This window comes from Enteractinococcus helveticum, from assembly GCF_020742345.1.
Lineage (GTDB): Bacteria > Actinomycetota > Actinomycetes > Actinomycetales > Micrococcaceae > Yaniella > Yaniella helvetica_A.
Genome location: NZ_DYXC01000121.1, coordinates 1 through 13,472, shown reverse-complemented (window position 1 = coordinate 13,472; position 13,472 = coordinate 1). Strand labels below are relative to the sequence as shown.

Here is a 13,472-nt window from a genome sequence, read left to right as displayed (position 1 = left end):
CGGATTCTTACGGCCACTTTTGTGGTTGCTCCTGTTTCATAATATTTTGCGATCTTTTCGAAAGACCTGGGGGCAGGTTTTACGAATGCATCGCGAACGGACGCACCGAACAGAGAATAGAGGGTAATCTGCCCAGTGGATCAGTACCGGACTATTATTGCAAATACCGTCAGCTTTTTCCAATTACAGTGGAAAACAAATGCTCTGTCTCAGAACTCTACTTAAGATATTTTTCGAAACCCTTCGGCAGGTTAAGATCTGATGGATCGAAGTTCTGGGTATCAGCACCGGCGCCGAAAGCCGAACCAATTTCTTGACTAGCTTTCTTAGCTAACCGTTCCTGTTCTTTACGAGCTTCTTGTTCAGCACGAGCTGGGTTTCCGAAGCGCTGTTGCTTACGGTTCTTGCCCTTACCCTTGCCCTTACCTTTGCGAGCGGGCCGGCGTCCTCCTGCTCCCCCAGGCATTCCTGGCATGCCGGGCATTCCCCCACCAGTTGCCATACGCTTCATCATTTTTTGAGCTTCGCGGAAGCGTTCCAGAAGCGTGTTGACTTCTGAAACATGAACACCAGCACCAGCAGCAATGCGGGCGCGACGAGAACCATTGATAATCTTGGGCACGTTGCGCTCGTATGGCGTCATAGAACGAATGATGGCCTCGATGCGATTCACCTGGGAGTCATCAAACTGGTCTAGCTGCTGGCGCATGCCCTGTGCACCGGGCATCATCATGAGCATCTTCTTCATCGAGCCCATTTTCTTGAGCTGCTGCATCTGCTCTAGGAAGTCTTCAAGTGTGAAGTCTTCCTGATCGGCAAATTTCTGAGCCATTTTCTCGGCCTGAGATTTGTCGATCGTCCGCTCGGCTTGTTCGATAAGCGAGAGGACATCACCCATGTCGAGAATACGCGACGCCATCCGGTCGGGATGGAATACCTCAAAGTCGTCAAGGCCTTCACCGGTCGAGGCAAACATGATGGGCTTACCGGTGATGTATTTGACTGAGAGTGCAGCACCACCACGAGCGTCACCGTCCATCTTGGATAGGACTACACCGGTAAAGCCGACACCTTCGTTGAATGCCTGAGCCGTCGCTACGGCGTCTTGCCCAATCATTGCATCGATAACGAATAAGACTTCATCAGGATTGGTTGCAGTTCTGATGTCAGAGGCCTGCTGCATGAGTTCTTGGTCGACACCCAATCGGCCTGCGGTGTCGATAAGAACGATATCGTGCTGGCGAAGTTTGGCTTCCTCGACACCAGCTTTTGCTACCTCAACTGGGTTACCGGTGGGATCTTCATGTTCGGAAGAAACACCGGGGTGTGGCGCAAATACGGGTACTCCGGCACGCTCACCGTTGACTTGCAACTGTTTGACAGCATTTGGTCGCTGTAAGTCAGCTGCAACGAGCAGAGGCGTATGTCCCTGTTGCTTGAGGTGTTTAGAGAGTTTTCCAGCCAGGGTGGTCTTACCTGCACCCTGAAGACCAACAAGCATGATGACAGTTGGTGGAGTTTTCGCAAGGTGAATGTTGCGAGTTTCGCCACCAAGAATCTCTTCAAGCTCGCTCTGGACGATCTTGACGACCTGCTGTCCCGGATTAAGAGCTTCAGAGACTTCTTCGCCCAGGGCACGGTCTTTCACGTGTGCAATGAATTCACGTACCGCAGGTACCGCAACGTCAGCATCTAGCAAGGCGCGACGAATTTCGCGTGCTGTTGCATCAATATCTGCTTGTGTCAGTCGCCCTTTACCACGAAGATTCTTAAAGGTGGAGGACAGACGTTCCGTCAAAGTATTGAACACGTGCGATTATCCTTGTTGTCGACTCAGCTCGAATCAGATGTGTCGAGCATTAAAAAATGGTACCTGGCGACTCACTTTATCAAGTCAAAGCGCCAGGTACACATCTGCTGCAACTGTTTTATCTTGCAGCAAAGCATTTTTAGTTAGCAATTAGGGCATCGACAAAGGTCTCTACTTCAAACGGGGCCAGATCGTCGGCCCCTTCCCCAAGACCAATCAGCTTGACCGGAACGCCGAGCTGTCGCTGGATTGCTACGACGATACCGCCTTTGGCTGTACCGTCCATTTTCGTCAACACGATACCGGTGACATTCACTGCTTCAGTAAAGACTTTGGCCTGCGCAAGACCATTCTGTCCCGTCGTGGCATCGATCACCAGCAGGACTTCATCAACTGGCGCCTGCTTTTCGGCAACACGTTTCACCTTACCGAGTTCCTCCATGAGGTTCGCCTTGGAGTGCAAACGGCCTGCGGTATCGACCAGTACAACGTCAACTTCTTGTGTAATGCCTGATTCGACTGCGGAAAAAGCTACGGATGCCGGATCGGCACCTTCTTGTTCAGAACGCACAGTTTCAACACCCACGCGTTCGCCCCAGGTAGTCAGCTGTTCTGCGGCTGCGGCACGGAAGGTATCTGCTGCACCGAGAATAACTTCACGGTCTTCAGCCACCAGTACGCGGGCGAGCTTCCCCACAGTGGTTGTCTTACCGACACCATTGACTCCGACAACCATGATGACAGCTGGTTTATCTTCCTTGCGAGTTGCGGTGAGTCTGCGGTCCATCGCTGGGTCAACCATGGCAATGAGCTCTTCGCGAAGCATCGCCCGAACGGTTTCAGGGTCGCGAGTACCTTCGACGGTCACGCGTTCCTTAAGACGGTCCACCAGTTCCATAGCTGGATCCGCACCTAAGTCCGATATCAGCAGCGTTTCTTCAATCTCGTCCCAAACATCTTCGTCAATGTCATCCTGGGCAAGTAATGCGAGCAGCCCTTTGGAAAAGACGTTATTCGATTTTGCCAGCCGGGCGCGTAGCCGGGCTAAGCGTCCTGCTGCGGGTGCCGGCTTTTCAACTTCGACCTCGGGTTCAGCAATAACCTCAGGTTCCGGTTCCGGTTCTGGCTCTGCTTCAACCTCCGGTTCCACAACAGCTTCTTCTTCAACTGTTGGTTCTTCAACCGGTGCTGGAGCCGTTACTGAGGTAGATGTTGGCGGTTCGAGTACTTTGACTTGAGGTTCATCAACGGGCCGGTCGAGTGCGACAACTGCGCCGGCGCCGACCAGGACAGGTACAAGAAAGGCAATAAGAAGAAGTTCCACAAGTTATAGTTTGGCACACTTTTCACCCAGTGCCACGTTCGTGTTATGCCACGGGCACACCAAACCGCGCCAAATCTCCAGTTGTTGCATGTCATAATGAAGTATATGTCTGCGTCGATGGAAAAGATTAAAGTCCCCGGTGAGATCCGCATTCTAATTGCTGCGGCTTTCATCATCGCTATCGGCTTTGGCATTATCACCCCGGTCCTCCCCGAGTACGCCGAGTCATTCGGCGTCGGTGCTTTTGGTGTATCAGCCGTGGTGTCAATCTTCGGTTTAGCGCGGTTGATTCTCGCACCAGTCTCCGGGCGAGCAACCATGAAGTTTGGCGAATCAGGTGTCTACATCACTGGCGTGACCATTGTCGGCATTTCTATGTTTCTTGTTGCATTCGCTCAGACATATACGCAACTTTTGATCTTCCGAGGCCTGGGTGGTTTTGGCTCTACTCTGTTTACTGTCTCCGCAATGTCATTCCTTGCAGCGAAATCACCCCCGACAATCCGCGGTCGAGTATCCGGTGCTTATGCTTCTGCATTTCTCATCGGGAACATTACTGGTCCTCTTGTCGGCGGGCTTCTTGTGGCCTTGGGACCTCGTGCGCCATTCCTTATTTACGGTGGTTCGCTGCTCATCGCGTCACTCGTTGTATACCTCGGGCTACATCGTCGCAAAAACGGTGAGCGCCATAAGATAGTCGATGAACGTGTTGCCTGGTCGTTCACAGACGCTGTCAAAGAACACCCATATCGCGCCGCGCTCGGATCATTTTTTGCCAATGGTTGGGCGACCTTTGGTGTGAGAAACGCCATAATGCCGCTCTTTGCGGCATCAGCATTTACTGGGACAGGCTTTATTCTAGATGGCGCTCAGACCGCGGCCGTTGCTCTGTCCGTTTTTGCTGTGGGCAATGTTACGGCAGTAACATTTTCATCTCGGTTGTCAGATAAGTATGGACGCAAACCACTGATTGTCATAGGGCTGGCTGTAGCGGCGCTGGGCACCGGGGTACTTGGATTCATGACGAGCCCATTCCTGTTCTTCTTCGCTTCGCTGGTTGCAGGAGCTGGGACAGGCATGCTCAACGCACCGCAGCAAGCAGCCATTGCTGATCTAGTTGGGCAAGAGCGGAAAGCCGGTTCTGTGATGTCTGCTGCCCAAATGGCTTCCGATGTTGGTGCAATCATCGGGCCGTTATTCATCGGTTGGGTCGTAGACATCTATGGTTTTGAATTCGGGTTCGCCATAACAGGCGTCATTCTTGCTCTAGCTTGCCTTGTATGGGTGTTCGCGCCAGAAACAAATACTCGAGCAACTGGGCGCGATCTAAAATCTGGAGCAATGCAGAACGTTTCCCAGGCTGAGAGTCGATGTGAGCATGGTGCAGATTAAACGTGATCTAGCTTTTGACTGATCACTTGGGAGACGCCGTCCCCGCGCATAGAAACACCATAGAGCGCATCAGAAATTTCCATGGTCCGTTTTTGGTGAGTAATAATGATCAATTGCGAATCGGCTTGTAATTCTTTAAAGATCGTCAGCAATCGCGTCAGGTTGGTGTCGTCTAGGGCCGCTTCAACCTCATCCATGACGTAGAACGGCGAGGGGCGTGCCTTGAAGATTGAGACAAGCATCGCGATAGCCGCCAGTGATCGTTCTCCGCCGGAGAGCAGTGAGAGTCGTTTCACTTTCTTACCTGCGGGTCTTGCTTCTACTTCAATTCCTGTTTCCAGCATATTGTCCGGCTCAGTCAATGAAAGCCGACCTTCACCACCCGGAAAGAGTGTGGCGAAGACATGTTCGAATTGAGCAGCGGTATCCTCATAGGCCGAAGTGAAGACCTTCAGGACTGTGTCATTCACGTCTTCGATAATTTTCAATAGATCTCTGCGTGATGCTTCCAGATCTTCCAACTGTTGCGTGAGATACTCATAGCGCTCTTGAACTGCAGCATATTCCTCCAGCGCTAATGGATTAATCTTTCCCAATGCGCTGAGATTTCGTTTGGCGGTACGTAATCGCTTCTGTTGCTCATGCCGATCATAAAGAATAATCTCTGTGGACTCGTCGTCTCCAGTATCGACTGGCTGATCCGGACCGAAATTTTTTATTAAATACTCATGGGAATAGCCTAGCTCCGTGAGTGCACGGTCACGAAGCTGCTCCAACTTGATCTCATGTTCCTGACGAACTAATCGCCGCTCATGCAGCTGTTCTTGTACATGAGTGAGTTCTTCTCGCAAGCTCGCGATGGCTTTTTCACTGTCTTCAAGCTGAGTAACCATCTCAACTCGTTGAGCTTCGAGCGTTTCGTAATCCGAATCGGCACGAAGAACACTTTGTTCAATATGTTCAATGGCACGGTCAATACCAGTCAAAAGAGCGCTGAGCCGATGTTGCATACGACGTTGTCGCACTAACGCACGTTGATACTCTTGGTGGGCGATTTTCGCAGACGACAATCGTCGGCGAGACTGTTCCACCCGTTGTTCAGCTTGCTGGGTCACGTTCTCCGCTGTTCGCAAAGCTAAGCGGGCTTCAGTCTCATCTGCACGAGTCTTGGTAGCGTTCCGTTCCGCCTGTTGCTGGGCTTCAGCGGCGTCTTCTGTTCCACCAGAGGTTGTTTCGGCCAGAGACGCTGCCGCCTGAAGTGCATCGAACTGTTCGGCCGCTTGTTCGTAGGACTTCCGAGCTTCTTCCAGGTCCTTCGCCAATTTTTCTTGCTGCTGTGCACTACGCTTCTGAGCCATGCGTTGTTGCTCGATGGCACGTGATTGTAATTTGATACGCTCCCGCAGTGTTGTCACTTGCGTTTGCAGCTGTTGAATAGCTGGGTCATACTGTTGGCGGACTTGGTTTAGTTCTTTATGGTTTCGTATTGCCTCTTGTGCCACGAGTTGTGCCGTTTCAAGTTTCTTCATGATCTGTTCAGCATCGTTAATTGCACGATCATATGCAGCTCGTTGTTCGAGCGAAGTGGTATCCCCCTTGCCGCGAATCTCTAGCCAATGCCTCGTGATGAGGTGCCCTTGCTTTGTGACAATGTGAAAATTGGGATGAGCCTCAAACAGCTCGTGTTCTTGCAAGAGGTGCTGGACATCCTCAAGGTTCTCAACAGCAACTGACGAGGTGAAATACGACATGAGATATTGAAAGCTCATCTGCTTTCCCTCACGGGGTTTCACAATGTCTGCAATGCGAAGAACGTTGTCAAAGTCGATATCAGCGACGGTTCCCTGTGAGAAGTCACCAAAGAAAATACGGAGATCAGAAATTTCTTCGTCTTGAAGTTTTTCAGCAGCCTCGTAGCCGGCGGCCCATGTATCAAACCATACGGAGTCAATGGAACCTGCAAGGAGCGCTGCGATAGCTTTTTCCCATCCTGGTTCAATGTCAAGAATTTCGGAGAAATCTTGTCCACCGATGTTCGCAATGGTCGCTTTAGCGGAGCCTGGATCAGGTTGTAACGATTGAGCAAGTACTTCAACACGAGCACGGGCAGCACTTTCCGTACTTCGAAGTTCATTGACCACGCCTTCAGCTGTTTTGACCTGCTGGCGTGCTTCTCGTTCCCGTTCGCGAGCTTCAGCTTCTTGCTCACGTACCTGATTTAACTCGGCCTCGACTACGGCCAAGTTCTCCTTATGTGACGCAATTTCCTGCTCACCGTCAGCAAATGACTCAGCGTTTAGAGTCTCGTCTTGGTTAATCCGGATAAGTTGTGCTTCAAGCGACTGCAGTTTTGTTTCAGCTGACGTCTTTCGACTTTCGGCCATGGCGAACGATTTCTGTTGGTCCGCTTCTTCACGAACCAATTGAGTGTAGGTTTCGCGAGCCACGCGAACCTGTTTCTCCGCTTGTTCTCGTGCTGCTACAGCTTCATTCAGTGAATATTCGAGTTTTTGTTGTTTATCGCGACTCGCCTCGAGCGCATCTTGGTTTTGCTTCAGCTGTGTTTCGGCTTCTTCCGGCGACAGCCCTGAGGACGCAACAGCTGGCCTGGAACTTGTTTTTAAACGTTCGTTTGCCAGTGCTTGTAGAGAACGGAACCGTTCGGTTAGCGCGGTGAGCTGATACCGGTGGTCACGGGCCCGGTCAGCCGCCTGAGTCGTCTGTTGAGTTCGCTCCGCGAGCTCCTTGTTATGTTTCTCGCGCTCTTCAAGGTCCTGAGTGAGTTTTTTATGACGTTGTTCCAGTAGATTATCGGCGTCGATAAGGTCTTGAAGCCGTGCCGATGCGGTGACAACGTCATCAGCCAAGAGTCTGGCTGAAGCATCGCGAACATCATGTTGAATACGCTGCGCTTTGCGGGCGGTGTTTGCCTGCCGAGACAGGGGACCCAGTTGGCGGTGAACTTCCTCTGTGAGGTCTCGAATCCGGTCTAAGTTGGCACGCATTGATTCGAGCTTGCGTTCCGAACGCTCTTTTCTTCGGCGATGTTTCAGGATGCCGGCGGCTTCCTCAATGAAACCCCTGCGTTCTTCAGGTGTAGCCTGCAAAATGCGATCAAGTTGCCCCTGACCGACGATGACATGCATTTCTCGGCCAAGACCAGAATCCGATAGAAGTTCCTGAATATCGAGAAGGCGTGCTGGTTCTCCGCTGATGTGGTACTCAGAACCGCCGGATCGAAAAAGCGTTCGACTAATAGTGACTTCGGAGAAATCAATCGGCAAGGTACCGTCGGAATTGTCAATGGTCAGTTCAACCTGGGCACGACCTAACGGTGCCCTCCCGGTGGTGCCAGCGAAGATGACATCTTCCATCTTCCCGCCACGCAGGTTTTTTGCTCCCTGCTCCCCCATGACCCATGCCAATGCATCGACCACGTTTGATTTCCCCGAACCGTTTGGTCCGATGACGGATGTAACGCCTGGTTCAAATTCAAACGTGGTCTTCGATGCAAAGGATTTGAAACCACGAATTGTGAGGGTTTTAAGGTACATGAGAAGGTCGCAAGTGCAAAGGGGCTAGTTGTTTAGACCATCATCAAATTCAGGCATACGTGCACCTACGCCCAGCAATTGCTCAATGGCAGAAACGGTACGGGCACCTGCTTTGCCGTCACCATATGGGTTAACGGCTTCAGCCATCGCCTCATAGGCTGCTGAATCAGTCAGCAGAGTATGAACTTCATCAAAGACACGGTCTTCGTCAGTACCGATAAGCCGAACAGTTCCTGCGGTGACAGCCTCTGGACGTTCAGTATTTTCGCGCATGACCAACACTGGTTTTCCAAGGCCCGGAGCTTCTTCTTGAACGCCTCCAGAGTCTGTGAGTACTACACTCGACAAGCTAATGAGATGCGTGAACTGACCATAGGCCAGAGGCTCGGTAACGACCACGTTGGATTGATCTTCGATATATGGCAGTACTGCCTCGCGAACTACGGGGTTCTTATGAGCAGGCAAGACAAATACAACGTCCGAGTGCGTGTCTGCCAAGCGGGCTAAGGCCCGTCCGACACCGCGCATAGCATCGCCTTGGTTTTCACGACGGTGCGTCGTGACCAACACAAGTTTCTTGCCTCCCTCAACCTCTGCTGCTACGTCACGTAGTCGCTCGTCGTCGAACGGGACTTTCTTATCAACAACGTCGTAGAGCGCATCAATAACAGTGTTGCCCGTGACATAAACATCATCAGCAGCAACAGTCTCGCGCAGCAGGTTGTCTCGGGATACTGAAGTAGGCGCAAGGTGCAGGGAAGCCAGCTGAGTTGTAAGTTTCCGATTGGCTTCTTCGGGGAATGGAGAGAAAATATTGAATGAACGAAGCCCAGCTTCGGCGTGTACGACCGGAATACCACGGTTGAAAGCAGCGATCGCTCCAGCCGTAGAGGTTGTTGTGTCACCCTGTACGATCACTGCGTCTGGGGCAACTTCTTCCAGAATAGTATCCAGTCCCATCAGGGTCTTGGCCATGACAGCATTCAGTGTTTGTCGTGGCTGGATAATATTCAAGTCATGAGCGGGTGTGATGCCGAAGAGTTCATTGACCTGATCCAACATCTCGCGATGCTGACCTGTCACTGTGACTACTGGGTCTAAAGCATCAGATGCTTCCAGTGCTTTAATAATTGGTGCCATCTTGATGGCCTCAGGACGCGTGCCGTATACGGGCATTATCTTTTTCAACGTGCTCCTCTATTCAGGGACGGGCACCTATTGACGTGCTATTGGATGGGGGTGTCGCCATGGACAGAAGTCCTAGCTCCGGACGCTATCCACCATATCGTTCTACTAGGGCGTTCACGTAAACCGTGACGCCTAAACTGAGAAGAGGCAATTTATATGCTTCTGTCAGGGGATCTGCCGGCCTGTCTCAGCTTAAGCGACGAACGCAGCGATTACCGCAGTACTTAAAATTGTGAAAGTATTATAGGTCGATAGCGTAGCGTGAGCTTTTGGCTGCGAGCCTTATGTTCGAGGCCACTGAAAGGAAACTACATGGCGACTGAGGATGCATCCAACCCATCAGGTGAGGGAGGTACCAGAGTCCTACACGTTGATGGTACTGGTTTCACCCGGGTAGGACGCCGCGAGGGCCTTTGGATATATCTCAAACGAGTTTGGGAATTCCGGCATTTCGTTGTCTTCGACTCGAAGTCGCGGATCGCTGGCGAATCATCTGACGATAGCCTTGGCCGTGTCTGGATGGTACTGAACCCTATTCTTAATGGTGCTGCTTATTTCTTAGTTTTCGGTGTATTGCTCGGGACCAGTCGAGGTATTGAAAACTTCGTTGCCTATTTGATCATCGGGGTCTTTATGTATCGTTTCACCGCTTCAACGATCGTAGCTGGGTCAAAAGCCATCTCTGGAAATCGTTCTCTGGTCACAGCCTTTAATTTCCCACGGATGACGCTTCCGCTTGCAATTAACGTCCGAGAGATGATGCGAAATGTGACTACGTACGTCACTATGTTCGCGCTCATTTTAGTCATTCCGCCGCTTGAGCCTATTACTTGGAAATGGCTTGTATTCATTCCTATTGTTGCTCTACAATTCTTGTTCAATTTAGGGTTGAGCCTCGTACTCGCGCGGATCGTTGCAGACTGGAATGATTTCACACATATCATCACATTCGGAACGCGAATCTGGATGTACCTCTCAGCAGTGTTCTATAGCGTAGAACGTTTCGCCGATATGCCGCTTATTCTTGGCCTTATGAATGCTAATCCGTTATTCAACGTTCTCGATATGTCTCGCAATGTTCTTCTCTACGACACTTGGCCTGAGCCGATGCGGTGGCTCATTCTCGGAGGTTGGACAGTCGGCCTGCTGATCATCGGTACTTTGATGTTCTGGCAAGGCGAAGAAAAATACGGAAGGGAGCGTTAATGAGTACGACACCGACCATTAAAACTGCCGTTACTGATGCAACCGTTGTAGCGGATCAGGCTTCCCTCACTTACACGATTCGAAGTGCTAGCCAAGGTAACGGTCCACGAGGTCTTTTACAACGAATCAAGGGAATAGCAGGCGTTACTGAACAGCATGTGGAAGCGCTAAAACCTCTCTCGCTTGTAGTACGAACTGGTGAATCCGTCGGAGTCATTGGGACAAATGGTTCAGGCAAATCTACCCTCATGAAGCTTCTCACAGGACACCTGCCCCCAACGCAGGGAGCGATCTACGCAACATCAACCCCGATCATGCTTGGTGTCAATGCCGCGCTGGTCCGCCAAATTTCTGGATACGATAACATCACGCTCGGTTGCCTCGCTATGGGCATGACGCGTCAACAGGTCGAGGAAAAACGCAAGGCCGTTATTGAATTATCAGGCCTAGACGACCGCGCTCTCAGATTGCCGATGAAGGCCTATTCTTCCGGCATGGCGTCTAGGCTTCAGTTCGCGATTGCTACGAGCATGGATCCTGAGGTTCTTATAATTGACGAAGCGCTAAATACTGGTGATGCGCAATTTCGGGATCGCACTGCGGCACGAATAGCGGAGCTTCGTGAACAAGCCGGGTCAGTCTTTTTGGTTAGCCACTCGTTGCCAACTATCCGGGAGATGACGAATCGATGCATCTGGATTCAAAAAGGCGAACTGGTCATGGACGGAGAGCCTGCTGAGGTTACCAAGGCATACCATGGCTACACCAAACGTATGGCCCAAAAGAAGTACAAAGCGGGCGCGTCCTACCTGGAAGAGATCCGCAACTCATACCTACCCCAAACTGTGTCATGGGTTTAGTCACCGCATTTCTATGAGAGAAGACAAACGCCACACTAGGGTTCAGTCTTACGGAAGCGGATATCATTAGGTCCAGCTTATTGACGAAAGGCTGTTTGATTAATGCGATCCCTGGTGAAGCGGTTCTACGGGTCCTTTAAAGAGGCTAATCGAACTCGACAACGCCGCGACTCAGAGCAAATATACACTGAGCATAATTTTACAGTCAGTGACCTTAATTTCGCGGCCGCTGAGCGGCAAGCGTCGATCGGTAAGCACTATGCTCGTCATGCTCAGACAGAGGATCAACTGAGAGCTCTCAAACAAGGAACGATCACTCTCCCTCCACATGGTCCCTGGACTGGCGACTATACGGACTGGGCAGCGGATCCTTTCAATGATCGTAACTGGCGCTTTCAGTTCCACACTCTTCGCTGGATCAACCCCTTTTTATGGGCAGCCTTAGACGGAGATGAAGAGTCTAGGAATGAGTGGAAACGTATCGTTTACTCCTGGGCTGACACAAATATTCCAATTCATGAGGCCAAAGATAAATATGCCTGGATGGATATGACCGATGGCAATAGAGCCATTCAGATAAGTTTGGGGGCTCCACTCATGGAGTCCGGTGATCAATGGTATATCGATTGTTTGGTGACACATCGAAACTGGCTTATGGACGATGCGCGGATTGTGCCGGGCAACCACGGACTACATCAAAACCTCGGGTTGTTCGTAGTATCAAGTGTGCTCAGTGATGATACCGGAGTGTCCCGAGCAATCGATCGGCTCGGAACACAAGTCCTAAATGCTTTCGACAGTGAAGGGCTCAATGAAGAAGGCTCCGTTGCCTATCACCAATACAACCTTGTGTGGTGGCTACAAGCACGCGAAAGAGTGCAGCTCGAAGGCTACGACCTTCCTGGCGAAGCTCTAGCACGCCTGAACAAAGCTGGAGAAACAATGGCACACCTCATCTTGCCCGACAAGACCATGCCTCAGATTGGTGACGGAGGACGAGGAAAGGGTCGCTCAGGTATCCACCCCCTACTTGATCAAGTAGTGCGAGGCGAAGTTGAGGCGACGAACCTTCCACTATTCCGACACTTTCCTAACGGCTTGACAGTCTCTCGCAGCGGCTGGGGCGAGAAACGCCCTCTCAAAGACGAATCCCACACAATCGTCAGACATGGTCCTGACCTACAGAGACATTCCCATAATGACCGGGGTAGTCTCCATATTTACACACTGGGTCGTCGATGGATTACAGACGGCGGATTCCACAGTTATCAGCAGCGAAATCTTGACCGAGAGTATACTAAGTCGAGATCTGCGCATAGCCTCGTCAATCTTCCTGAACAAACTTACGACGAGACAGGCGATGTTCCCGCTGTGCTGGTTCAGCACGACGAGCATCTTCACGTCATCGAAATTCTTGATAAAAATTTCGAATCAGCGAGATGGCTTCGTCGCGTCATATATCTTCCAGCCACGAACTGCTGGGTTATTTGGGATCGGGTGTACACGGACAAACCTCAAAAGATTTGCCAACAATGGCTCATAGACATCGGTATCGAAGTGTCGAGAAACGATCCGACCTCCCTACAACTCGCCGATAAGGCGCAGCAAATCGTGATGCAATGGTTCGGAGACCAACCCGAATTCGATGTCGTCAGAGGCAATCGAAAGAGAGAGTCCAGGCGCGGGCTCATCGGTATTAGATGGAAAAATATGAGAGATGGCACCTCGGTACACGCTAATTTTGCGACTGATAAAGCAGAATCGATAGTGGTTATTTCTCCGGTGCACGAACACAACATTGACGTCTCACTCAAAAAACGTTCCAAAATGAAATCTTTCAAATTAGCTATTACATCATCACAGGGTGTCTCTCATCTTTCCGTCGGCCCCAGCCGTACCCACCTCAAAAAGCAGCAAGATTAGTAGAAAGTTATACTTTTCAGGGAATACACTGGACAGTTCCTCTGAAACCACTGAACAACAGCGATCTGGTTTGCCTCGTAACTCCATGATCACTATTGTCAAAGCATGCTGAGCAAGACAATCCAACCAACGCAGTCGGCAGCTCCTCTGAGAAGCTCGTTTCGATCGGAACTTCAGGGGTTACGTGCTGTAGCAGTAGGGTTTGTCTTGCTGTA

At 51.0% G+C, this 13,472-nt stretch carries 7 protein-coding genes and 1 pseudogene; 4 read left to right on the top strand and 4 right to left on the bottom strand.

Annotated elements, in window-relative coordinates; genetic code table 11:
* Positions 1-217: 217 nt before the first annotated feature.
* Both ffh and ftsY read right to left on the bottom strand, forming a co-directional pair.
* On the bottom strand, positions 218-1,810 hold the full coding sequence (gene ffh, locus K8V32_RS10830) for a signal recognition particle protein (RefSeq protein WP_303907118.1): 1,593 nt from the start codon (positions 1,808-1,810) through the stop codon (positions 218-220).
* A 139-nt stretch (positions 1,811-1,949) separates the two neighbouring features.
* The gene (ftsY, locus tag K8V32_RS10825) at positions 1,950-3,134 is read right to left on the bottom strand and encodes a signal recognition particle-docking protein FtsY (protein ID WP_303907115.1); all 1,185 of its coding nucleotides are present in this window, start codon (positions 3,132-3,134) and stop codon (positions 1,950-1,952) included.
* A 105-nt stretch (positions 3,135-3,239) separates the two neighbouring features.
* Here ftsY and K8V32_RS10820 point away from each other — a divergent pair, with 105 nt between their 5' ends.
* Positions 3,240-4,526 (top strand): MFS transporter, encoded by a 1,287-nt coding sequence (locus K8V32_RS10820; protein ID WP_303907112.1) that lies wholly within the window; start codon positions 3,240-3,242, stop codon positions 4,524-4,526.
* Here the strand turns inward: K8V32_RS10820 and smc are convergent.
* Positions 4,523-8,080 (bottom strand): chromosome segregation protein SMC, encoded by a 3,558-nt coding sequence (gene smc / locus K8V32_RS10815; protein WP_303907109.1) that lies wholly within the window; start codon positions 8,078-8,080, stop codon positions 4,523-4,525. The two genes, K8V32_RS10820 and smc, sit on opposite strands and share 4 nt — an antisense overlap.
* 24 nt (positions 8,081-8,104) lie before the next feature.
* Positions 8,105-9,268, bottom strand: a complete 1,164-nt coding sequence (wecB, locus tag K8V32_RS10810; RefSeq protein ID WP_303907106.1) for a non-hydrolyzing UDP-N-acetylglucosamine 2-epimerase — start codon at positions 9,266-9,268, stop codon at positions 8,105-8,107.
* Positions 9,269-9,580: 312 nt separating this feature from the next.
* Between wecB and K8V32_RS10805 the strand changes: the two genes are divergently transcribed.
* The 3 genes and pseudogenes from K8V32_RS10805 to K8V32_RS10795 all read left to right on the top strand — a co-directional run bounded on the left by K8V32_RS10805 (position 9,581) and on the right by K8V32_RS10795 (position 13,257).
* Positions 9,581-10,474 carry an ABC transporter permease gene (locus K8V32_RS10805; protein ID WP_303907102.1) on the top strand — a complete coding sequence of 298 codons (894 nt, stop codon included), beginning with the start codon at positions 9,581-9,583 and terminating at the stop codon, positions 10,472-10,474.
* A gap of 188 nt (positions 10,475-10,662) precedes the next feature.
* Positions 10,663-11,334 (top strand): annotated as a pseudogene (locus tag K8V32_RS10800) (ABC transporter ATP-binding protein); the annotation flags it as partial.
* A gap of 102 nt (positions 11,335-11,436) precedes the next feature.
* Complete coding sequence (locus K8V32_RS10795; protein WP_303907096.1) at positions 11,437-13,257, top strand: heparinase II/III family protein; 1,821 nt, start codon at positions 11,437-11,439, stop codon at positions 13,255-13,257.
* Positions 13,258-13,472 lie beyond the last annotated feature (215 nt).

Excerpts from the sequence above, each read along its gene's own strand:
- K8V32_RS10795 (WP_303907096.1), top strand. The coding sequence starts at position 11,437 with ATGCGATCCCTGGTGAAGCGGTTCTACGGGTCCTTTAAAGAGGCTAAT.
- smc (WP_303907109.1), bottom strand. The coding sequence starts at position 8,080 with ATGTACCTTAAAACCCTCACAATTCGTGGTTTCAAATCCTTTGCATCG.
- K8V32_RS10805 (WP_303907102.1), top strand. The coding sequence starts at position 9,581 with ATGGCGACTGAGGATGCATCCAACCCATCAGGTGAGGGAGGTACCAGA.
- K8V32_RS10820 (WP_303907112.1), top strand. The coding sequence starts at position 3,240 with ATGTCTGCGTCGATGGAAAAGATTAAAGTCCCCGGTGAGATCCGCATT.